Source organism: Candidatus Magnetominusculus dajiuhuensis (assembly GCF_046044395.1).
Taxonomy (GTDB): Bacteria; Nitrospirota; Thermodesulfovibrionia; order Thermodesulfovibrionales; family Magnetobacteriaceae; genus Magnetominusculus; species Magnetominusculus dajiuhuensis.
In genome coordinates, this window is sequence record NZ_JBJUSG010000016.1 from 14,893 (window position 1) to 36,277 (window position 21,385).

18 protein-coding genes are annotated in these 21,385 nt (G+C 49.4%); 5 read left to right on the forward strand and 13 right to left on the reverse strand.

Annotation, left to right across the window (positions count from 1 at the left end; translation table 11 throughout):
- Window positions 1–9: 9 nt before the first annotated feature.
- The 6 genes from AB7D94_RS03905 to AB7D94_RS03930 form a co-directional block, all read right to left on the reverse strand.
- Window positions 10–1,704 carry a glycosyltransferase family 39 protein gene (locus tag AB7D94_RS03905; protein ID WP_420264416.1) on the reverse strand — a complete coding sequence of 565 codons (1,695 nt, stop codon included), beginning with the start codon at window positions 1,702–1,704 and terminating at the stop codon, window positions 10–12.
- On the reverse strand, window positions 1,701–3,416 hold the full coding sequence (locus AB7D94_RS03910) for a carbamoyltransferase C-terminal domain-containing protein (RefSeq protein ID WP_420264417.1): 1,716 nt from the start codon (window positions 3,414–3,416) through the stop codon (window positions 1,701–1,703). Before AB7D94_RS03910 ends, AB7D94_RS03905 begins: the two co-directional genes overlap by 4 nt.
- A gap of 1 nt (window position 3,417) precedes the next feature.
- Window positions 3,418–4,854 (reverse strand): B12-binding domain-containing radical SAM protein, encoded by a 1,437-nt coding sequence (locus AB7D94_RS03915; RefSeq protein ID WP_420264418.1) that lies wholly within the window; start codon window positions 4,852–4,854, stop codon window positions 3,418–3,420.
- 73 nt (window positions 4,855–4,927) lie between these two features.
- Window positions 4,928–5,110: a hypothetical protein gene (locus tag AB7D94_RS03920; RefSeq protein WP_420264419.1), complete on the reverse strand. Its 183-nt coding sequence runs from the start codon at window positions 5,108–5,110 to the stop codon at window positions 4,928–4,930.
- Between the two features lie 21 nt (window positions 5,111–5,131).
- Entirely contained in the window at window positions 5,132–5,308 is a 177-nt protein-coding gene (locus AB7D94_RS03925; RefSeq protein WP_420264420.1) for a hypothetical protein, read from the reverse strand.
- A gap of 275 nt (window positions 5,309–5,583) precedes the next feature.
- On the reverse strand, window positions 5,584–6,255 hold the full coding sequence (locus tag AB7D94_RS03930) for a glycosyltransferase family 2 protein (RefSeq protein WP_420264421.1): 672 nt from the start codon (window positions 6,253–6,255) through the stop codon (window positions 5,584–5,586).
- Between the two features lie 277 nt (window positions 6,256–6,532).
- On the opposite strand from AB7D94_RS03930, the gene AB7D94_RS03935 reads away from it, so the two are divergent.
- Genes AB7D94_RS03935 through AB7D94_RS03955 form a run of 5 tightly spaced genes read left to right on the forward strand, consistent with a single transcriptional unit; the run spans window position 6,533 to window position 15,174 of the window.
- Window positions 6,533–12,016 carry a pilus assembly protein gene (locus tag AB7D94_RS03935; RefSeq protein WP_420264422.1) on the forward strand — a complete coding sequence of 1,828 codons (5,484 nt, stop codon included), beginning with the start codon at window positions 6,533–6,535 and terminating at the stop codon, window positions 12,014–12,016.
- A 12-nt stretch (window positions 12,017–12,028) separates the two neighbouring features.
- Window positions 12,029–12,700, forward strand: coding sequence for a pilus assembly FimT family protein (locus AB7D94_RS03940; protein WP_420264423.1), 672 nt, complete (start codon window positions 12,029–12,031; stop codon window positions 12,698–12,700).
- Window positions 12,672–13,175, forward strand: coding sequence for a type IV pilus modification PilV family protein (locus tag AB7D94_RS03945; RefSeq protein ID WP_420264424.1), 504 nt, complete (start codon window positions 12,672–12,674; stop codon window positions 13,173–13,175). Before AB7D94_RS03940 ends, AB7D94_RS03945 begins: the two co-directional genes overlap by 29 nt.
- Window positions 13,176–13,192: 17 nt before the next feature.
- Entirely contained in the window at window positions 13,193–14,509 is a 1,317-nt protein-coding gene (locus AB7D94_RS03950) for a PilW family protein (protein ID WP_420264425.1), read from the forward strand.
- Window positions 14,506–15,174 (forward strand): hypothetical protein, encoded by a 669-nt coding sequence (locus AB7D94_RS03955; protein ID WP_420264426.1) that lies wholly within the window; start codon window positions 14,506–14,508, stop codon window positions 15,172–15,174. Before AB7D94_RS03950 ends, AB7D94_RS03955 begins: the two co-directional genes overlap by 4 nt.
- A 5-nt stretch (window positions 15,175–15,179) precedes the next feature.
- Here the strand turns inward: AB7D94_RS03955 and AB7D94_RS03960 are convergent, their stop codons facing one another.
- From AB7D94_RS03960 to AB7D94_RS03990, 7 genes are all read right to left on the reverse strand, one after another.
- Window positions 15,180–15,731, reverse strand: coding sequence for an MORN repeat-containing protein (locus tag AB7D94_RS03960; protein ID WP_420264427.1), 552 nt, complete (start codon window positions 15,729–15,731; stop codon window positions 15,180–15,182).
- Window positions 15,732–15,877: 146 nt separating this feature from the next.
- Window positions 15,878–16,810 (reverse strand): transketolase family protein, encoded by a 933-nt coding sequence (locus AB7D94_RS03965; protein WP_420264428.1) that lies wholly within the window; start codon window positions 16,808–16,810, stop codon window positions 15,878–15,880.
- Window positions 16,807–17,634 carry a transketolase gene (locus AB7D94_RS03970; RefSeq protein WP_420264429.1) on the reverse strand — a complete coding sequence of 276 codons (828 nt, stop codon included), beginning with the start codon at window positions 17,632–17,634 and terminating at the stop codon, window positions 16,807–16,809. The genes AB7D94_RS03965 and AB7D94_RS03970 overlap by 4 nt, the downstream gene beginning before the upstream one ends.
- On the reverse strand, window positions 17,624–18,202 hold the full coding sequence (locus tag AB7D94_RS03975; protein WP_420264430.1) for an SIS domain-containing protein: 579 nt from the start codon (window positions 18,200–18,202) through the stop codon (window positions 17,624–17,626). The genes AB7D94_RS03970 and AB7D94_RS03975 overlap by 11 nt, the downstream gene beginning before the upstream one ends.
- Complete coding sequence (locus tag AB7D94_RS03980; RefSeq protein ID WP_420264431.1) at window positions 18,202–19,740, reverse strand: PfkB family carbohydrate kinase; 1,539 nt, start codon at window positions 19,738–19,740, stop codon at window positions 18,202–18,204. Before AB7D94_RS03980 ends, AB7D94_RS03975 begins: the two co-directional genes overlap by 1 nt.
- Window positions 19,737–20,636, reverse strand: coding sequence for a GSU2086 family protein (locus tag AB7D94_RS03985; protein ID WP_420264432.1), 900 nt, complete (start codon window positions 20,634–20,636; stop codon window positions 19,737–19,739). Before AB7D94_RS03985 ends, AB7D94_RS03980 begins: the two co-directional genes overlap by 4 nt.
- Window positions 20,637–20,682: 46 nt before the next feature.
- A complete protein-coding gene (locus AB7D94_RS03990) occupies window positions 20,683–21,210 on the reverse strand; it encodes a Uma2 family endonuclease (RefSeq protein WP_420264433.1) in 528 nt (175 codons plus the stop codon).
- Window positions 21,211–21,385: the final 175 nt, after the last annotated feature.

A 21,385-nucleotide genomic window follows, 5' to 3' on the forward strand; every position in this document is an offset into this window, starting at 1 on the left:
TTATCCTCCTTATTTTCTTTTAATTTTATACAGCGCGAATATTCTGTTCTGTTCTGTGTGGTAGGTAATCTGCTGCCAGTCGTAGGCGTTGAGCATCTCCTGACAGAACTTCTTTTGAACGGGGTTGTCCACATTGCACCAGTAGTTATAGTGGAAATAGACATTCTGGCCGTACCGGTTGAAAAAATAGTTCATCCTGTCAGGGTTATAAGTGGCGGTTGAGGTCTGCGCGGCGTTGGCACCCCAGAGTAAAAACATGCCCGGATTATGTGTAAGGATTATGGAGTTTTCCTTATCCACCGACGAAAGCATCTTTTTTGCCTCTACATAGTCAACCCTGCACTCCCACGCGTCCTCTCCCTCCGCCCTTATATATGGCAGGTGGGCAGAGAATGCAAGAAATAGTATAACCGCGGCCATTGCCGCCATATATCGGGAAAGTCTGGTATCTCTAAAACCGGCCACCACCCGGTACAACCCAAGTCCAGAAAGCAGTGCCAGCGGCATGTATGACACTACGGAGTATCGGACATCCTGTCCATAGTCGTAGCTGCCCGCGTAGAAAGTCAGAAACACCCCCCAGAGCAAAAGAAACCACGTCAAAAGTATAACCCTCTCTTTAGAAAAATCTATTCTGTAAGAAAATATCCCAAGAGCAAATAGCACGGTAAATATCGTGGGAAATCTCTTGTTGTCCAGATAGAACATGCCATTGCTCTTTAAATTGTTCAGCATAAATGAAAGCGACATCTTGTCGCCGCTTGCCCCCCAACTGTCGCCTCTTACCGTATATAACTGGAGCATATGGGCAAGGGCCAGCACTAAGGACAACAACATAAACAAATAAAACCCTTCGCTCTTCAGGATTTTCCTGTCATAGAGCAATATCACCAGAAGCAATACCGGCAATATCAGCACTGACTCAAACCTGAACTGAAGGGAAAACGGCAGCACGGCCGAAAGCAAAAAAAGCGCAGCCGTTGTTTTTTCCCTGATGAAATGCAGCATAGACAGTACGGCAATACCGGCAAACAAGGCCGATGCAGGCTCCACGGCGGTCGTATTGCCCCATATGATATTATGTGGAATCAGGCAATATACTAATGATGATAAAAGGGCAGCCGTAACATCCCGAAATAAATTATGCCCTATCAGAAACACTACCACCGCCGACATGCAGAAAAACAGGTTGTTCAACACAAAGCCCGTCCCCTCGGAGCTGCCCGTAACTCTGAACACCAACCCCAGAATAAATGGATAGGCGTATGGCTGTTTGTTGAATTCGTCGGTTGTACACTTATACACCCCGTAGGTGTTGTCGCCGTCGTTACACATGCTTGCCCTGCCAATATAGCCTATGTTCTGCCCTATGTTCAGGTAGATGTTCTCGTCATAAAAAATCCTGTGCACCCGCGGGGTAATAAGAAATGCAGCGCAAAAGGCAAATAATACAATACCGGCCAGATAGTACTTATGCCGCCTTTGCATCGCTGTAAAAACAGAAAAAAGGGTTTTAAAATTAACCGCGACGGCAATCAGAATCAGGGCGAAGTTGACTTCAAGCCAAATGGGAATCAACCTTATGAGACGCACCCTGGCGGCGTCGGCGTCAAGTTTGGCAACATAATAAAAAAAGGCCGCGCTGGCAGCCATAACCGCAAAGGCCGCGATAAACCAAATCTTTTTTTTAATTTTGAGATTCACTGCCCCGACGCCCTTTGCACCATGTAGCTTCCTATGGCCATATATTCGTTTTTTGTGGCGATGAATGTCCTGGCCGCGTCCTCCGGGGCGCAGACAAGCGGGTCGCCGTGCAGATTAAAGCTCGTATTGAGGACAACGCCCCGGCCAAGCAGTTTTTTTACCTCAACGAGGAGCTTATAAAACAGCCCGTCTCCTTCGCTTACCACCTGTGGACGGCACGTACCTGCGAGGCTTATTACGCCCCTTATTTCTGACGTCACGCCCGGCCTCACCCTGTAGCCTCTGGTCATATATCTGTCGTAGGACGACGCGGGAGATAGCTCTGTGAAGTAATGAAGATCCTCTTGCAGGATGGAAGGGCAAAAGGGCTGATACCAGACCCGCATCTTCAGCCTCATGTTCAGGTGGTTCTTAATATCATCGGAGTTCGCCGCCGCTATAATGCTCCTGTTGCCCAGCGCCCGCGGCCCGTACTCCATTGCCTCCTGAAACCAGAAGACTATCTGCCCGTCAGCAATCAACCTTGCAGTCTCGTGAATCAGGTCATCAGTTGTTTCATATTTAGTATATTTCAGGCCGTTCCTATCCAAAGCGTCAACGATATCGGAGTTGCTGAACTGCGGCCCAAAGAACACGTCTTTAAGGTCATACGAGGATATATTATTTAATTTATAGTTAGCCGCCATGGCCGCCCCAAGGGCAAGGCCGCCGTCACCCATGTGGGGAAAGATGAAGCAGCCTCCCACCTCCTCAAGCTCATCCACAAGCATGTTGACCTTTATGTTGGAGAAAACCCCGCCAGACAGCGCCACCTTATCGCAACCCGTAACCTTAAGGGCGTTTCTTATCAGCTCTATGACCTTTACCTCAAGCGTCCTCTGCGCCATAAAGGCAAACTGTTCAGAGGGATAGCGCCAGAGGACCTTCTTTAATTTCTCATACATATCCAAAGAGCCGTACGTCGCGTGCACGCCAATTCCACTGACCCGAAAGAAATCCATCAGTGGGTTGTCATCGTCAGAAACGGGATAGGCATAGTCGGCAAGGGCCATGACCTTGCCCTCGTCTTCGAGTTCCCGCATGTTCAGGAGATTTGTAACGTGCTCAAAGAATATTCCAAACGAATCCCTGCCGCTGATAGCCGCGATTCGGTTAAGCCGACCATCCTCAAACACGCTGACGCTCCCTGAGAGGCCATCCCCAATGCCGTCAAGGGTAAGGACGAGGCATCTGTCAAAGCCGGAGCAAAAGGCCGCCGCCGTGGCGTGGCAAAAGTGGTGGTCAAAGTGCAGAAGGGCAATGTCCCTCCTGAATCCCATCGCAATCAAATTTCGTTTAAGCAGCAGGTTGCTGGCAAGCAGCGTTGCCCTGGACGTGGCTATTTCGGTAAGCAGATATTTTGCCTTTTTTTTGATGGCAGAGAATTTACCTTGTTCCACCTTACGCCTTCGTATCCTATAATATTGTTCCTTGAGGGAAGGCAATGCCCGCGTCAGCGTCTTGGCAAAATCCGTAGTGGAGCTGCTTACGTAGTCAATATCTCCAGTGTCTAATTTCAGGTAATCTAAACAGGCTTCAATTGAGAGTATAGGGAATCCCACATCGAGCTTACGCCGCGACAGCCGCTCTTCGTTTATGGCAAATTCTATACCGCCGTCGCCCACTACCGCCGCCCCCGCGTCATGCCCGTCCCATATGCCAAGTATGCGCATCTTAGTTGGCGGCTCTAAAAAATTTAAACGCGGAAAGGAGGGTTTTAGCAATATGGCGAAAGTTCGTAAGCCTTAAAATGCCGAGTATAATCCTGGGCCTCAAATAAAACTCCCTCACCGCCTGCGCCCTTACTGCCTCAACCTCAGCCCGGGTAATTGTATTCAGAGACATCACCGCCTGTTCCTGCCGGAATCCGGTGAAATCAACTGCGGCGGTATCATTCAGCCACCCCTCACTTATGGCCTGTTCATAAAGGGCAGAGCCTGGAAAAGGCACGGCGCAGTAGAACTGGGCAAAATCCAACTCCAGCGAAAGCACACGCCTCATGGTCTGCCGCGCTGTGGCGGGGGTTTCGTAAGGCAGGCCGAAAATCACATGGGCAGAGACCAGCATCCCCGCCTTCCGGCTCAGCGATATAACCTGATTAGCACGGCTCACCTCTATGTCTTTTCTTACCCCTTTTAGTATGTTCGGGTCAAAGGATTCGATTCCATAGCTGACCATCCAGCATCCGGCCTTGTTCATCAAGTATAATAATTCCCCGTCCACGGTGTCAATTCTGCTGTTGCAGACCCATGAGATGTCTAAATTATTGGCGATGATGGCGTTACAGAGCGCCCTGACAAAGGAGGGATTGGCCGTAAAGGTCTCAGCCCAAAAGAAGAAATCCCGTATTGCAAACCTTTCCACTGCCTCTTTGATTTCCTTCACTATCGCCTCAACCTTTCTTACTCTCAACTTCCTGCCGTAGTAGGCGCTGCTCGTACAAAAGGTACACGGGAAATGACACCCCCGCTGAGGCATCACCATGAGAAACGGCCTGTTGCTTAGAGGAAGCCTGTATGCGTTGACATCAATAAGGCTCCAGTCAGGAAAGGGCAGGGCGTCAATGTCCGCGATGAACTCCCTTGCCGTGTTACGCACAATCTTACCTTCGGCGTCTCTGAAGGTTATTCCGGGCATGGATGTTAAATTTGATAGCCCGCCGGGCATTTCAAGGGCGGTTACCGTCTCCATAATCGTAAATTCAGGTTCGTTTCTGACAACAATATCCAGAGATGGCGACTGCTCAAGCGACGTCAAATCAAGTGCGGTCACATGAGTTCCTAAGACGATTGTATAAACGGCGGGGTTCAGTTGCTTTACCACAGAGGAGAGGTTTAAATCTCCGGTGATGGATGGCGTTGCCACGCTCCAGATGACCGCCTCAGGAGAATATGCCCTGATTATATGGGTGACATCTTTGATGTCTATATCCTGAGCCGGGCAGTCTATAACTCTTACCTCATGGCCATTATCTCTCAGCAGCGTACCGATGTACACCAAGGATATGGGCGGCCAGAGCGTAGTCCAGATGGCGCTTTGCTGGGTGCATCGCCCCTCGCGTGTGAATTTCTCCCCGCTGGGGGCTGGGGGATTAAGGAGTAATATTTTCATTCGTTTGGCTCCGTTATAGGGAGTTGCACCCGCTGCCCATAAATCAGGAATCCTTCGACAAGCGCATTTCGTTCTATACGCTCTTCCCCAAAAATCCCTTCAAGTCATCCACTGACCCGGCCTTCCTGATAAGATTTTTGAACTCCTCCAATTTATCCACAGTAGACATAACCCGAACCATATTCATTAACTCAAGTCCCGCTGCACCATATTTGAGTTCAAGTCCTAACTCTATGCCCTCAAGTAATCCCTCCATTTTGCCTCTCTGTTCACCTCTCTATTCACCTTCAACCATCCCCCGCTCACGCCCCTGCCTAAACCTCACATCTTTCTCTAAGTCATATACTAATGCCATAGCCTCCGCCTCCTTACAGACTTCGTCCTGCAAATTCCTTAACTGAGACAGGACTTCCACCTGTCTTATGTACCTGCCCCGGAGTGTCTCTTCCGGCACCAACTCCTTCAAGCGTGTAAGTATCTCTGTTATAAATGTTTTAACACCTTTCTGCTGATAATTGCACACCAGCAATTCTCTTTACTGGATTCCCGCTTTCGCGGGAATGACAGAATAAAAAAATATGGAAATGATATTCTGTTACTTCCGCTCCCCCTCATTTGTCATTCCCATCTTCCTGTGCCTATCATTCCAGTGTCCCCTACGTCTGTCATTCCAGCGAAGGCTGGAATCCAGTCTTCTTGCTGGAACTAACTTCAAAGGTAATAAAACTACTATATCAGATATTTAACCAAAGAATATATATACCTGAACCACACCTTCGTCAGCCGTACCTTCGACACACCGGCCTGCCTCTGGTACTCATGGGCGGGGATTTCAACCAGCTTAAACCCGCGCTTTATGGTCTTCATAATCATTTCCTGCTCAATGGTAGTGATATTTTCTGTAAGGGCGAGTTTCCTTGCCACATCGGTTCTTATTGCCCTGAAACCGTTTTGGGAGTCACTGATTCTTACCCTGTAACGCCAGTTTATGCAGGCCGTAATAAAGGCGCTTCCCATCAGCCTGAAAAACTCGTCAAACCCGCCGTGCAGCTCACTGGAGCCGCCCAAAAGGCGCGAACCCGTAACGTGGTCAGCCTCACCGTTTAGAATCGGCTCTATCAGACGGGGAATGTCGTCGGGGTCGTGAGAGCCGTCAGCGTCAATGAAGACAATCAGCTCGCCTGTGACCTGCTTAATCGCCTCTCTCAATGCCGCTCCCTTGCCCTTGCCGTTGTCCTGTATTACCCTCGCGCCATGTTCGATTGCCGTCTGTGCCGTATCATCTGCCGAAGGACCGTTGACCACAAGGATGTCACCGCCATACTTCCGGCATCCATCAATAACGCGGCCTATGGTTCGTTCTTCATTCAGGGCGGGAATAACTATTGATAGTCTCAACACCGGTGTCATTCCAATATGTTGCCATAGGTTAGACCAAATATGCAAATTCCCAATCTCAAAAATTTCTCAAAAAAAACACTTGACAAAACACTTGAATCCTTGCATAATAGAAATTGAGTATAATAGTTATACATGATAGCATGTCGAAGGTAAAAAGTTGTAGGATAAGAACGTAAATCGTTGAGGGAAGACATTATAGATAAATACCACTAACAGAGAGGGATTGAAGATGCTGACAACGACAAAAAGACATACACACAGAGTATCCTGCCGCAGTATGAACAATTTAAAAAGAGTGCTCTATCTGGCAAGTCTGTTGTTTTTGACGGCGTTTTTGTTATTCGCGGCACATCCTGCCGAGGCCCACTGGACGGTGGATGTGTGTAAGACGGGGGCTGGCGGCGGCAGTGTAGCCCAAACTATGAATAATGGTAGTCAATCTGGTGCCGAGTCCAGCTGCACTAAGTGTACATCCTGTTGCGCTGGCAACACTACTAGCGCCTACTGCTTTCAGTACTCAGGAAGCAGCGGTGTCACTGATGTAACCCTTACCGAAACGACGAACTCAGGCAGTACTTTCGGAGGCTGGACGGCTTGCAGCGGAACATCAAATAACTGTGATGCCGGGACTTGCCAGTGGAATGGCTGTAGTGGAACGGGCACGACCTGTCATAACATATATTCCAATAGCAATTCTTATTGTATCACTGCCGTGTTTAACAGCGCGGCAACAACGACTACTACCATGGCAACGACGACTACGACCACGGCGGCGACGACCTCCACTACAACCTCCACTACATCTTCGACGACCTCCACTACGACCACGTCTATCTCCGCAACCAATTCGTCCATGTCCAATTATTGTAACGGCACCTCTACCCCTCCTTTTATGGGTGCGAGTGTCCCTCCTCTTCTTATGCTTGACATATCAAAAGACCACAAGAACAGCTATAAGGCCTACAACGATTACACTGACCTCAACAACGATGGAACGGTTGAGACGCAGTACTCGGGAGCCATTACATATTACGGCTATTTCGATTCCACTAAGTGTTATACATACTCATCTACGACTAGTTCGTATACGAATTCGGCTTACTATTTCTCACCTTCCTACGTGTCAACCACATCTCCGGCTACATGCAACGGCAGCACATGGAGCGGGAATTTTCTAAATTGGGCAACAATGTCGCGAATGGATGTCCTCAGAAAGGTGCTCTATGGAGGATACAGGTCTACCGACACAGCGACTTCGACGATACTGCAAAGACAATTTCTCCCGCAGGACGCCCATAGCTGGGCAAAGGTATACACCCCCGGCACAGGGGACCCTACGATAAATCAGTTGACACCTTTGGCGAACACCGCCAGTGTTACTGTCTGTAATACGACAGTCGCCGACCCGGCAAATCCCCCCGCTATGCGGGTTGCAAGTGGTTCATGGCCGTACTGGGCGTCTAACGAAAGGTGGCAGTGCGCGAGGGCTGGAGAATATAACAACGGCTCTCAATGGGAATTAAGGCGTCCCCCGGCGGCTACCGGTGGATACATGGACTATATAGTGAAAGTGCAGGTCTGCGTTTCGACCTTGCTGGGTTCGGAAAGGTGCCAGTTGTACCCAAGCGGCAATTATAAGCCCATCGGCTTATTACAGGCATACGGCGAGAGTTCGAAAATGTATTTCGGACTTATGACCGGCAGTTGGATAAAGAATAAATCCGGCGGGGTACTGCGCAAAAACATCAGCCCGATTACAGATGAAATAAACTATACCACTGATGGGACATTTTGTATAAACAGCAGTGGCGTAGCTAACACGGCCTGCGTTTCAAGTGATGGACTTCCTGGAATTATTGACACGCTGAACAAGTTAAAGATATACAGGTACAACTATGGCTCAGGTTGGAGCGACGGCACGTATAACTCTACTGATAGCTGCTCATGGGGAAATCAGAGCTTTACCGAGAGTTCGGGCGGCACCTGTACTAACTGGGGAAACCCAATAAGCGAGATATATTATGAATCCCTGAGGTACTTTATGGGAAAGACCACGCCTACATCGGCCTTCAGCACAGACGATAGCTCTATCGTACCGGGGCTTACTCCTGTCACATGGCAAGACCCATACGCGACATACCCGTACTGTGCCAAGCCGTTTATCATGGTTATAAGCGACGTGGCCCCAAGTTTTGACTCCGACCAGCTTCCCGGAGTAAACAGCAATTTTGGAAGCGGGTTGACGGCTGATATAGGAGTCAACGGTTCCCTTCTTAACGTGGCTACACAGACCGATATAGTGGGTGGAAGCGCTAACGGAGGAGAGAATATATCGGGTAATTATTTTATTGGCCAGTCCGGTGCGACAAACGATACGATAAGCGGCGTCACAACCAATATGTGTACAAGCAAGGCTGTAAGCTCGTTGTCGTCGGTAAGGGGGGTCTGCCCTACCGCCCCGAACTCACAGAGTTCTTATTACCTTGCTGGCCTTGCCTACTGGGCACATATCAACGATCTGAGAAGCAGCAGCAATACCCCTAGTAACGGCATCACGGGCGATAATGTTACCCAGAACGTTACTACTTATTCCATAGCCATGAGCACGACACTTCCGAATTTGACCCTTAAAGTAGGTTCGTCTAACCAATACAGCATTCAATTTATACCTGCGTGCTACAACAGCTCCAATGGAAATCCCTGTACGCTGGTCAATTTTATCATTGACAGCAACGCCACCATCTGTACAAGCCCTCCTTCCGGCACCATACTAGGCCGTTACTTCATCACATGGGAGGATTCGCCTCAGGGAGGAGACTACGACATGGACGCCGACGGTTGTTTGTACATTACCGCTAATAATGCCGCAAATCCTCCCACTGTTACTTTTTCAACCACTATGACCGGCAGTTCCACGCCCTTTAATATGAACATGGGTTATATAGTAAGCGGCACAACCACCGACGGCCCCCACTACCTTGCCACGAACTGTAACAGCAGCTCTGTTACTCCAAATACCGGCCTGCTTGCTAGTGGGAACTGCGGCGTTAACTTCACGACAGTTCCGTCTGCCTCAGGCACTCCCCCCACTAACAACGCCAATATAGGTTCTTTAACCCATACCGTTAATACCTCTGCCTCCACTGTTAAGCTCCTGAACGACCCGCTCTGGTATGCCGCCAAATGGGGTGGTTTCACAGACAGCAACGGCAACAATATGCCCGACAATACAACTGAGTGGACAACCGGCGTCAACGGCACGGGCGTTCCAGACAACTACTATCTGGTCACTAATCCTTCAACGCTTGAGACGCAGCTTGAAACGGCCTTCCTTAAGATTCTCAAGCAGACATCCTCAGGAACCGCCGCGACGGTTCTTTCACAGAGGACACAGGCCGGTGCCAATATCATGCAGGTACTTTTTTACCCAAACAAGTACTTTACCGGCAACACCGAGATTTCTTGGGTTGGCTATCTCAATAATCTCTGGTTTTACAACACCAGCTCGGTGCAGGAAATCAGGGAAGACACGGTCAACGATTTTAAATTAAATCTCACAAACGACGATGTCATAAACTTTTCGGTTGTGAACAACAACCCCATCATACAGTTATACAGCGACACAACCGGCTCCGGTACTCTGACCTCGCTGACGCCGTCAACCGAGACCTTCGATACCCTCAACACTATTTGGGAGGCCGGTGGAAACAGCCGCGACCCATCAAGTTTAAACAGCACAACTACGAGTTACACTGGTAATTTTTATGATTTGTACCATGACAACGCCACCGTGAGGACGATATATGGAAACGGCAGCAGCGGCCTCGCACTGTTCAATACGACAAACGCGAGCCAGTTCAGCTCATACATGGGCACCACAATGGTTGGGACGGCTACCGTGAACGATATAATAAACTATACCCGCGGGATTGACAAGGCGGGGCTTAGAAACAGGACTACGGCAAATCAGGGCTTTAGTGCTCTCAACGTATGGAAGCTCGGTGACATCGTTTACTCGACTCCTTTTTTACAGCAATACACACCGTCGTCCAGTAACGGCAACGCCGACTACTGGGTGGCCTATGTGGGTGCCAACGATGGAATGCTCCATGCCTTTAAGGCTGGAAAACTCTCTACCAGCGGCCTCGGTGCCGGTGAGATAGAGCAATTAAGCGGCTCAGGCCTGGGCGGCGAATTATGGGGCTTCATTCCGAGGAACTCTCTGCCCTACCTGCGCTATCTGGCAGACCCTTCCTATTCGCCAAACTCAGGCTGCCACCTCTATTTTAATGACCTCAAGCCCTATGTATATACCTACACACCAACGGGCGCGTCCGCTCAGAAGGTAGTCCTGATAGGCGGGATGCGTCTGGGCGGGGGATGTGGATGCGGCAGCGGTACCTGTCCCGCGAACACAGACGTATATACACCTCCGTCTGATACGTGTTCGACCGCTAATCGCACCGACGCTACGTCGCCGATGAGCGCCTGTGTCGGCCTGTCCTCGTACTATGCCCTTGACGTTACTAATCCTACGTCGCCGACCTTGCTGTGGGAATTCTCTCATCCCCAGCTCGGATTTTCCTACTCCGGCCCGGCGGTCATTAACAGGGGCGGGCATTTGATGGTCATGTTTCTCTCAGGGCCGCAGACATATACCGGCCGCTCATATCAGGATTTGCAGACTTTTACATTGGCCTTAAACAATGACTTCACTATTAACTCAACCGCTACGGGCAGCAGCGGCGGCGTATATAAGTACGACACAGGCATTGCACGCGCCTACGGAGGCAGATTATTTACCACAGGGCTTGACGTTAATGGCGACGGCAATACCGACTGGGTCGTATTTGGCTACTCCTCGGCCACAGACAACACATGGAGCAATGTCTCAGGCGGGCTTATGTCAGTTTATACCGGCTCGTCAACCCCCCCTACAACCTCCGCCGCGGCATGTAGTGGAAGCGGCTGCCCAAGCGGCAATTGGTCAAACTGCTGGGGTTACAACACGAGCAACTTCAACCTGTACGGCCCTGTTACGAGCAAGGTGGAGATTGATAAATGCTTTAGCCAATACTATGTGTACGCGGGGACTGGAAAATACTTCACCTCGCTGGATTCGTACAATGTAGTTAACGGCAGCGGGACTGTACTTTCGGGAGACTTTCTCTATGGCTCTCCATTTACCTGTGATCAGAACGGGTGCTGTGACAATACTACCGTAACACAACTTTCGAACTCCACCGTGCCCAATACGTGTAACTCGCTTACCGGCACTTCCAAAAAGCCTTCATGGACAGTCCCACTTGACGCCCAGGAGACTGTCAACAGCATATCATACTTAGGAGAGCGTGATATATCTGACCCTGTGTTTACCTCTAATATGATCTTCTTTACCACCACTCAGCCTACATCTGATGTATGCTCTTTTGGAGGCAGGTCAAGGGAATGGGTCTTTAACTGTGCAACGGCGGCGGCCCCGGGGTCGGCCCTGGATAACTGCACAGGCTATACAATCCCCGTGTCAGCTTTGCAGGGGACATTGTTTATGCAGCTTTCAACCAGCGCGATAACCAAGATTTCCGTAAAAACGGGATTCCATACGTTAGGCTCAAGCGATACTAACCAATCGTCACTGCAGAGTAATGCCATGGGGGCAGTGACAACCTGGATGCCTGGAATAGCCCCGGAATCAAGCACCCCTTACACTGCGCCATCTTCAAGCGCCTTCGGGAAGGTACTGAATTGGATGGAGAGGTGACGAGGATAACCTATGATTACTAATAATGATAATAGAGGCTTCACCCTGGTGGAAGTCATGGTGGTTGTGGCGATTATGGGGGTGATTGCGGGGTTGATTGTGTATCAGATGGCAGGGCAGAAGGCGAAGAGCAACTCCGAGGCGTCGGTAAAACAGATGTACTCTGACCTGTCGGAGATGCGGGCTGACGCTATGTCGCAAAAGAACGCGTTTGGGGTTTTTTTGACTGGCTCTGCCACCGCCAATTTCAGCTTCTCAAGCTATGCGCTGCGTTCTGACAACAACAGTGACGGTTCTATTACAGACACGGGCGGTTTTGGCACAGTGAGAACTACTACGCTGTCACAGCTTGCCCCATTGACGGTGTTAAACGCGATTACTGACATAACCTATGACAGCAAGGGCTTTTTGTCTACCGCCAACCAAATAGAGATATACGCGCCATGCCCTGGCTGCGATGCCGGTTCAGTGTCTAACTGCAGTGGTGCATACGAGAACACGGCCTGTACATCCGCCGCGGCTACGAGCTGCTGCAGGATGGCGGATATGTCAACAAATTGCAGTGACGCCTCTTATCCAGAGTCCTCCTGTCTTGTCCTGACGGTGAATTTTATAAAAATGGGAAAGTGGTGTGACGCAAACCAAAATGGAGTGTATGACAGTGGCGAATGTGTCCTTAAATAAGGGTGTTATTTCAGGCAGCCCGGTTTCCAACGGCGAGGGCTTTACCCTTGTGGAGGCAATGGTCTCGATGTTGATTCTGATGGTCGTGGTGCTTGGGATGATTCAGACGATGATTTACGTAAACGCGATAAACCTGAAAAATGACGTCAGAGAAGAGGCCGTCAAGATAGGCCAGCAGGACATAGACAATCAGACGCGCCTCGTCAGGCCATCAACTGCCTTAAATACTATCATCCTGTCAACCACTACGCCAGTTGCAATCATCAGGCATTTTAACAACAGGGATATTACGTTTAATTTATGCAGATATGTCACTCCCAGGGGCAACAGCGTGGAAGTCAGCGTCTCTGTCATATGGCAGCTTGGCGAGACAAACGCAACCGCCAACGACCCAACGGGGTATAGTTGCTTTAACGGCATGACATACACAGGTTCGTACAATGTCGAAACTATAATAAGTCCATTGGTAGGGTGATTATGAGGATTGCATTGTTGAGGAAAATAGCGGGCGGCAGCGCGGGGTTCACAATCGCTGAGCTTCTCGTGTCAATGTTGATTGTCTCTATTATGATGGGGGCGATTTTTGCGTCCTTTACCACGTTGACAAGCTCCTTCAAGATTCAAACCAAGACCGCTGAATCACAGATAGAAGACGTCCTTGGCCTGGAGTTATTAAGATACGACCTCGAATCAGCGGGTTACGGGCTACCAGAAGGCACCGGAGGCGGGGCATGTTCAACCATTACGGCCTACAGCGAATACCCAACCGGCTTCACCCCAACCGGCAGCGCTAACTTCACACCCAATCAATATACGCCTAACCCTGCTACTGACTTCAACGACTCTACAAGCAGTTGCGAGCCGCGCCCGCTAGTCCTTGACCATAACACTAACCCCACGCCGTCCTCCAGCAATGGTTCAGACGTCTTAGTCGTCAAGTCCATAACAGCCGACAGGACAGCGGTTACCAGGAAATGGACAATGCTTGACGCCTCCAGCCACTACATCAAATGGAACGATTCAACCTGGGACCTTGCTACAACCACTCCATCCGATAGGGCAATAGCGGTGACCTCCACACGCCAATTGGTCAGCAACGGTGCCAATTTTCAGTATGGCCTTGCAACAGGCGGTACGGCAAGTGCAACGACCACGTATCTGCCAACAACCCCTGCAGCCGGGAGTTTCTATGTCATATACGGGGTAAATTCAACTACTAACCTTCGAATGCCTTTTAACCGCGTTGATTACTATATCCAGAGGGGCGGGACATCCGCCGCACACCCATATCCCCTGCAGTGCCACCCCGCGGGATATACCCTCTATAGGGCTGTCCTGTCCCACTCAAACGGCCAGAGGGTGGAACAGCCCATCATGGACTGCGTCATAGATTTTCAGGTCGCCCTCGGCATAGACACCGGCTGCGCCGACACCCTTGGTACTGGCTGCACAGGTACACTGACATGGTGCAGGTTCACAAATCTGACTTCAAACACGGCAAGTTTGACCCCGTGCAACTCTACCAGCGACGCAGGTTGCACCAACGACCCATGCCACCTGACTACCACTTATTTAAATAATGCGCAAAGCATAAGAAGATACCTGAAACAGGTTAAAGTTTTTGTCCTCACGCACGAAGGCAAAATGGACCCGACTTTTACGTACGGCAACAATTCTATAGCCATAGGCGACAGCGATATAACTCTCAAGACCTATGATCTTACGACACTGGCCAGCTATGCCAATTACAGATGGAAGCTGCAGAAGATAAACGTAAAGTTAAACTCTTTAGGAGGAAACTACGAATGATAATAAAATTTTCTCCAAAGAAGGTACCGAAATTTGATGAAAGGGGTTTTATTCTCGTAATAACGATGGTTCTTGCTATGGTTGCCCTGGCATTAAGCGGTGCCATGCTGTTTATGGCTACAATTGGCACGAAGATTGCGGGGGGATATCAGCGTTACACCAGCACGATATCTGCCGCCAGAGGGGCGTCGGATGTGGCTATGAGTTTGTTGAAGAATTCTATGAGCAGCACCACCCCTGATTACGGCACAGTCTCGACCACTTATCCCAGTTGCCTTGCCACAAAGCTCAATACGGCTACGTGTCTAAGCGCCCCTGCCACGGGCACACAATGCGTCGGCGGTTCGGGAACGACATATTATCAATGGGGAGGGACATGCGACACATACGCCAACGCCACCAGTACTAACGCCGCGGTAGACCCTGATGTGACAACCACATACAATGACGCGCGGACAAATTCCCCTGCCTACACGGTCTATACGAAAATAATAAATACACAAGCCATTATAGGGGCGGTAACGGCCCCGGGTGCGTGTAACTGTAACGCCTGTACCTACTGTTACGTATATACTGTGCTTGTCCTTTCCAAGAATATCAACACCCCAGAAAACTCAATTGTTACTTTCACATATATGGTATATGACGGCAATAATATTGATTAAAATTTTCAGCGTCCGACGAACTTGCCGCCCTCGTACCTCCCGGTTTGTGTCCTGCCGTTTGGGCTGGTAGTAGTGCCCTGGCCGTCCTGTTTTCCATCTTTGAACTCACCGACATACGTCCCTCCATCTGGCGCGGTGGCAGTGCCCTGTCCGTTTGGTTTACCATTCTTAAATTCCCCTGTGTATTTCCCGCCGTCCGGGTAAGTCATAGTGCCCTGGCCGTTTGGTTTGCCGTCCTTAAAGTCGCCGATGTATTTCCCACCGTCAGGCACGATTGCGGTGCCCTGGCCGTTTGGTACGCCATCTTTAAACTCGCCGGTGTACGAAAGTCCATCTGGCCCTGTAGTAGTGCCCTGGCCGCTTGGTTTACCGTCTTTAAAATTGCCGACATACTTCCCACCGTCGGGCCTGACCGCGGTGCCCTGCCCGTTTGGTACGCCATTTTTAAACTCGCCGGAGTATTTGACTCCATCAGGCCCGGTTAAGGTCATTTGCTCGGCATACGCTGTTAAACACAAGAGGCTCAGCAGGGCGGCGATAAAACTTCGTATTAGCATGGGGGTCTCCTTTTTAAAATTTATTTAAGACAACACGGCTGCACTACGGGGTATGATATATTTTTTCATTGGCAAAATCAAGTTTTCTCCATTTTGTATTCAGGATTATAGATTTCTGCCTTCGCAGGAATGACAGTTTTTATTGCTTATTTCATATTAACGCAGTCTATGGTTTCCCTAACTATTGCGTTTGCTGACAGGCCGTTCATTTCCTTCATGTCGTCGTATGTCCCATATCCCACGGCGAAGACACCCTGCAGGCCAACTCGCTTAAATCTGGTTGCGATGCCGTTTTCTGCTATAACCTCCGCCACGGCGCTGCCGAGGCCGCCGATGATGCTGTGCTCTTCTACTGTGATGACCACCCTTGTCTTAGTGGCTGACGCTATTATAATATCTTTATCTATCGGTTTTATTGTATGAATATTGATGACCCGCGCATTTATCCCCATGTGTCTCAACTCGCCGTGCGCCTTCAGTACCTCGGTGGTTATGCCGCCGGTTGTGAATATTGCCACATCTGGTGTTTCCGGGCCATCTCTTAATATAACGCCCTTGCCGGTTTCAAATTCATAATCGGCTTCGTATATCTCAGGGGAGCCGCCGACTGACAGGCGTATGTAAACCGGCCCGTCAATGCGGGTGGCCTCTTTTGTTATCTTCCTTGCCTCCAGAGGGCCGGAAGGTGAAAACACCGTCATCCCGGGCAGCGCCCTCATTATGGACATATCAATAGTGGCGTGATGGGTAGCCCCAAGATTGCTATAAACAAACCCGGCCCCAATGCCCACGAGTTTGACGTTCATGCGCTGCATACACACGTCGTTTCTGATCTGCTCAAACGCCCTCATTGTCAGAAAACTTGCTATCGTGTATGTAAAAGGCACCTTGCCGCATGAGGCAAGCCCGGCGGCCACACCTATCATATTGGCCTCGGCTATGCCGAAATTAATAAACCTGCCGGGGTAGGCCGCCCGAAACTTATCATAGACAATGGCACCGTTGTCGGCCACAAGGGCAAGTATTCTCTCGTCCTTTCCCGCTAATTCATATAGGGCATCTATGTATGCGTTTCTCATTTAGGGTCTATTCCCAGCTCATTACAGGCCACGCGCATCTCCTGCCCGTTGGGCATCCTGTAGTGCCATATCGGCTCGTTTTCCATGAACGACACACCCTTGCCCTTTATAGTGTTTGCTATTATCATAGATGGTTTTTTGGGCTGAAAGGGAAGGGCGGTGCATAAATCAACCAGCTCTTTAATATTATGCCCGTCTGCCTCTTTTACCTGCCAGCCGAATGCGCGCCATTTATCTGCAAGTGGGCTTACTGATACTATTTTATCAAGTTCATCCATCGCCTGAAGCCGGTTGTAGTCAATTATTACGCAGAGATTATCAAGCCTATGCTGTGCCGCAAACATCGCCGCCTCCCACACTGAACCCTCCTGACACTCCCCGTCTCCCATCACGACAAAGACCTTAAAATCCCTGTTGTCCATCTTTGCGGCCATGGCAATCCCGGCGCCAAAGGGAAGTCCATGCCCAAGCGCTCCGGTTGAGGCCTCAACGCCCGGTATTTTAAGCATGTCCGGGTGCCCGCCCAGTATTGAGCCGCGCCTGCCAAACGTGTCAAGCGCTGATTTATCGAAAAATCCTAAGTCTGCAAGCACCGCGTAGAGGGTTACGCAGGCATGTCCCTTGCTGAGGATAAATCTGTCCCTGCCGGGGTCACAGATGGTCGCTGGCGTAACATTCAGAACTTCATAATACAGGGCAACCAGTATCTCTACGATTGACAGCGAGGCGGGGATATGCCCGCCGCCGCCGTCGCATATCATTTTGAATATGGAGCGTCGTATCTCCTCAGCCTTGTCGTTCAGGAGATTCGGCCTATCGCGCATTGATATTCACACTCAAATTATCTATTATGGCGTGGCAGATGTACTGGTGAATTACCTCGACATAGCCGTAGTGTGCAACGGGCACGTAGAAGTTTAGATCTCCCATTGCCCTTAATGGATTGTCTGCGTTGAATCCTGAGAGGGTTATGACGGCGCAGTCTTTGGCCCTCGCCGCCCTGACCGCGTTTAATATGTTTTTCGACTGCCCGGAGCTGCTCACCGCAACAAGGTAATCCCCTTTGACGGCAAACAGCTCAACAGGTTTTTCAAACACATATTCGTATCCGAAATCATTCCCCATACACGTCAGCATCGAGGCATCGTTAAAGGCCAGGGCGGCAATCCCCCCGTTCTTACTGAAATCTGTCGCCATATGGCTGCATATCGCGGCGCTTCCACCGTTACCAACAAACATGAGTTTCAGGTCAGAGCCGGCCAGCGCCCTGATTAACACGCACGCGCAGCCTATCGCCACTGGAAAATCTATCCTGCCGCCTTTCAAGTCGCTACACTCTATCTTTTCAAGCAGCAACTTAAAGTCGCCGATGTATTGTTTTATAGTTTCCATCAGCGCAGCATCCTGTTCATAAATTGAATCACTTCATACTTTTCAACCGGATTTTTATTTCCCACGATTTGCACGGCCAGCGCCCCGACGACATTGCCGACAAAGGACGCCGCCTCCGCGGGCATATCAACTGCTAAGCACGAGGCGGCATAAGTAAACAGGGCATCCCCTGCCCCTACCACATCCACAATATTTGTGGCAAACGCCGGTACCTTCGTTATCTCGCCACGTCCGTTTATATATATTAGTCCCCGTCCGCCGAGGGTGATTACCAGATGGTTGAAAGATACCTCAGACATCAGCGCCCGTGCAATATCGTCAATTACAGAGAACTTGTCCTGGACGGCCAGCCTTGCCTCGTACTCGTCGAGGCAGATGAAGTTGACGCGATTATATTTGGTGATGAGATTATAGCCCGCATTTGCCCCGTTTGTCTGGACGTTAACGGCGACTTTCGTAGAGAATTCCTCCATGTCCGCGATTATCCCTTTAGTAATAAGACCGTGCCCGAAGTCACAGACCATTATTAAATCATACTCATTGATAATAGATTTTATATGCCCGATTATCTGGTGGTTAAGGGTATCGTCTATGTAGTTGTCGTTGATGTAGTTTATCTCGAAGACCTTTTGTCGTTGATTGCTGTTTATGTATCGCCTTTTGACTATTGTGGGGCCGTCTTTTCTATAAAAAAATTTCGGCCTGATTGCTAATTTTAGATTATTGGTGATAAAATCTTCCTTTGAATCTTCTGCCCCCAGTGCGGTTATCATGTGGACATTATCGCAGATACCGGCAAGATGGTTTGCTATGGCCATGACCCCGCCATTGAAAACCTCATGGTTGATGTACTTGTTGACCAGGAGCTGGGCCTTGGGCGACTTGCCCATAGTTTCGCATGTATAGTACTCGTCAATTATGCAGTCGCCGATGAGCAGAATCTTCATTGTCTTTATTTTATTAATTGATTTTTCTATGTCTTCAAATTTATATTTTGCTGAGAATTTATTAAGAAATGTTACGACATCCGCTGGATAAATATCCGGAGTTTTTTTAATAGCCGGAATGAAATATTTATTCAGAAGCTCCGTAGATGAGAATACTATTTCGTGTGTGAAACTCATCTGCGCCCCGATTTCCTTTATGACTTCGTACTCTTTCTGGAGTTTTCCCGTTTTGTCAGCGAAATTTTCGAACTCCTGCCCTTTGACGTATATATCGGGGCGCAGGAGGCGCAGCGTCTGCTCCGCGGTAGGCCATTCATTTATGGCCACATAGTCAACGCACTCAAGGGCTGCCAGACACTCTGCCCTGATTGCCTCATTAAACACCGGCCTGCCAGTTCCCTTATCTACGTAAACATCTGGCGTTACGGTGATGACAAGGCAGTCTCCCATTTGTCTTGCCGCCGCGAAATGTTTGATATGACCGGGGTGCATGAGATCAAAGCAGCCGTGGCAGTGGACAACGCGTTTGCCGTCGGCCTTCAATGCCACTAATATTTTTGAGAGTTCCTCTAAGCTATATATTTTTTTCATGGTTCAGCGCTTCTCAGTTCACAGAGGGCGCTCCAAAGGGCGGGGATGGCATCCCTGTGACTGCCCTTGATGTAACGGCCCGTGCCCCCGTCGGCCACTGTCCTTAAAAGTATCGTCTTTAATGGCCTGAAATAATACGTCGCGCAGTCCTTAGGCGGTTCATTTTTGGTATCGGTGATGTCATGGATGTCAAAGACGACTGTGGTGAAGTTGTCAATTTGGCGATTTTCCTGGGATGCCGCATTCCTAGCCATGCTGAGCGCTTTAAGGAAAACCTCCGGCGCCATCACAGCACTTCCAAAGCTCATAAGCACACCACCCTGAAGCCCCTCCACTACTGATACAAATTTAAGGAAATCATTGTATGACAACGCCCCGGTTGCCGCTCCGTTGCAGTTCGGATGCTCATGGATTATATCATAACCAATACCAACGTGTATAGTTGCCGGAATCCTGAGCCTATATGCGGCGGCTAACAGGCTTATGTCCGTATGCGCAAAAGCGCCCTCAGAGATTGCCCTGCCTATGGCCTCGCCAAGTCCAATTTTTGTATCATTTTCGTAGGAGGCATTAATAATATCGTTTATCTGGCCGGTCTCTTTCCACAAACCAAACTGGCCGTCTTTGATATATTTCGAGACACCCTCTGTGGTAGCGCCAATCAGAGCCAGTTCATAGTCGTGTATGACGGCGGCGCCGTTTCCTGCAATGCACGATATATAACCATTTTCCATCATATCAATCAGATACCTCTGAACGCCGCTGCGTATGACGTGTGCCCCCATCATAAGAATTACGGGGGATGAGCGCTGCCGTGCGGTTATGATATCAGAGGCGGTTTCCATTAACCTGCCGCCATCGCACGCTGTCAGGGGCATTATTGCATCGGAACTCATATCGTGTATCCTGCTATTAAGAGGCAGCAGTCGCAGCCTTCGCCGGTCAAACATAGGTTTTTAAATCGAATATATCCCTGATATTGACATTGAGGCCGTCTATGATTTTTGACTGAACGACGCCTTCAAGTTCAGCGATGGAGTGTGTGATATATCTATTGTTTTCAATGGTAAGAATCTCAATAGTAAGTAATTCGGGGATGACAATCCAGTATTCAGGCAGTTTGTATTTCTCATATATTTCCCTTTTGACGGCGGTATCTCTTCTGTATGTGCCGGGGGAAACTATTTCACATACCATATCAGGCACACCCCTTATCCAGTCCTGAAAGATTGCCATATTCTCTTTCCTGATAAAGATGATGTCGGGTTGAAGCCGGTTGATTGAATCTTCAAAGATTACGTCAAGCGGGGATAAACACACCTCTCCTAAACCGTTCTTGATAACATAATGGCGCATAATATCAGCTAAATTAAAAACAATCCTCTGATGTTTACCAAATGGACTAGGCCCCATGATTTCCTCTCCGTTGATAATCTCTGTTAAGTCTAAATCTGCTTCAAGCGTTTGCATGATGGTAGTATATCATTGGGGTTACGGTTTTGTCGATATTGGAGGCACGGCAAATTTGTTCTCCATCATAAGTAAGCGGTAGTTGCTTAGATTGTTGTTATCTTTGTCCCTTTTTGTCATTCCGCTTTCCAGACTGTGTCACAATAGTAAAGCAGCCCCCCCCCCCCCGGGGGGG

Coding starts and splice junctions, on each gene's coding strand:
- AB7D94_RS03960 (WP_420264427.1), bottom strand. CDS start 15,731: ATGCTAATACGAAGTTTTATCGCCGCCCTGCTGAGCCTCTTGTGTTTA.
- AB7D94_RS03965 (WP_420264428.1), bottom strand. CDS start 16,810: ATGAGAAACGCATACATAGATGCCCTATATGAATTAGCGGGAAAGGAC.
- AB7D94_RS03980 (WP_420264431.1), bottom strand. CDS start 19,740: ATGAAAAAAATATATAGCTTAGAGGAACTCTCAAAAATATTAGTGGCA.
- AB7D94_RS03940 (WP_420264423.1), top strand. CDS start 12,029: ATGATTACTAATAATGATAATAGAGGCTTCACCCTGGTGGAAGTCATG.
- AB7D94_RS03915 (WP_420264418.1), bottom strand. CDS start 4,854: ATGAAAATATTACTCCTTAATCCCCCAGCCCCCAGCGGGGAGAAATTC.
- AB7D94_RS03970 (WP_420264429.1), bottom strand. CDS start 17,634: ATGCGCGATAGGCCGAATCTCCTGAACGACAAGGCTGAGGAGATACGA.
- AB7D94_RS03990 (WP_420264433.1), bottom strand. CDS start 21,210: ATGCAAACGCTTGAAGCAGATTTAGACTTAACAGAGATTATCAACGGA.
- AB7D94_RS03985 (WP_420264432.1), bottom strand. CDS start 20,636: ATGAGTTCCGATGCAATAATGCCCCTGACAGCGTGCGATGGCGGCAGG.
- AB7D94_RS03955 (WP_420264426.1), top strand. CDS start 14,506: ATGATAATAAAATTTTCTCCAAAGAAGGTACCGAAATTTGATGAAAGG.
- AB7D94_RS03920 (WP_420264419.1), bottom strand. CDS start 5,110: ATGGAGGGATTACTTGAGGGCATAGAGTTAGGACTTGAACTCAAATAT.
- AB7D94_RS03975 (WP_420264430.1), bottom strand. CDS start 18,202: ATGGAAACTATAAAACAATACATCGGCGACTTTAAGTTGCTGCTTGAA.
- AB7D94_RS03910 (WP_420264417.1), bottom strand. CDS start 3,416: ATGCGCATACTTGGCATATGGGACGGGCATGACGCGGGGGCGGCGGTA.
- AB7D94_RS03935 (WP_420264422.1), top strand. CDS start 6,533: ATGAACAATTTAAAAAGAGTGCTCTATCTGGCAAGTCTGTTGTTTTTG.
- AB7D94_RS03945 (WP_420264424.1), top strand. CDS start 12,672: ATGACAGTGGCGAATGTGTCCTTAAATAAGGGTGTTATTTCAGGCAGC.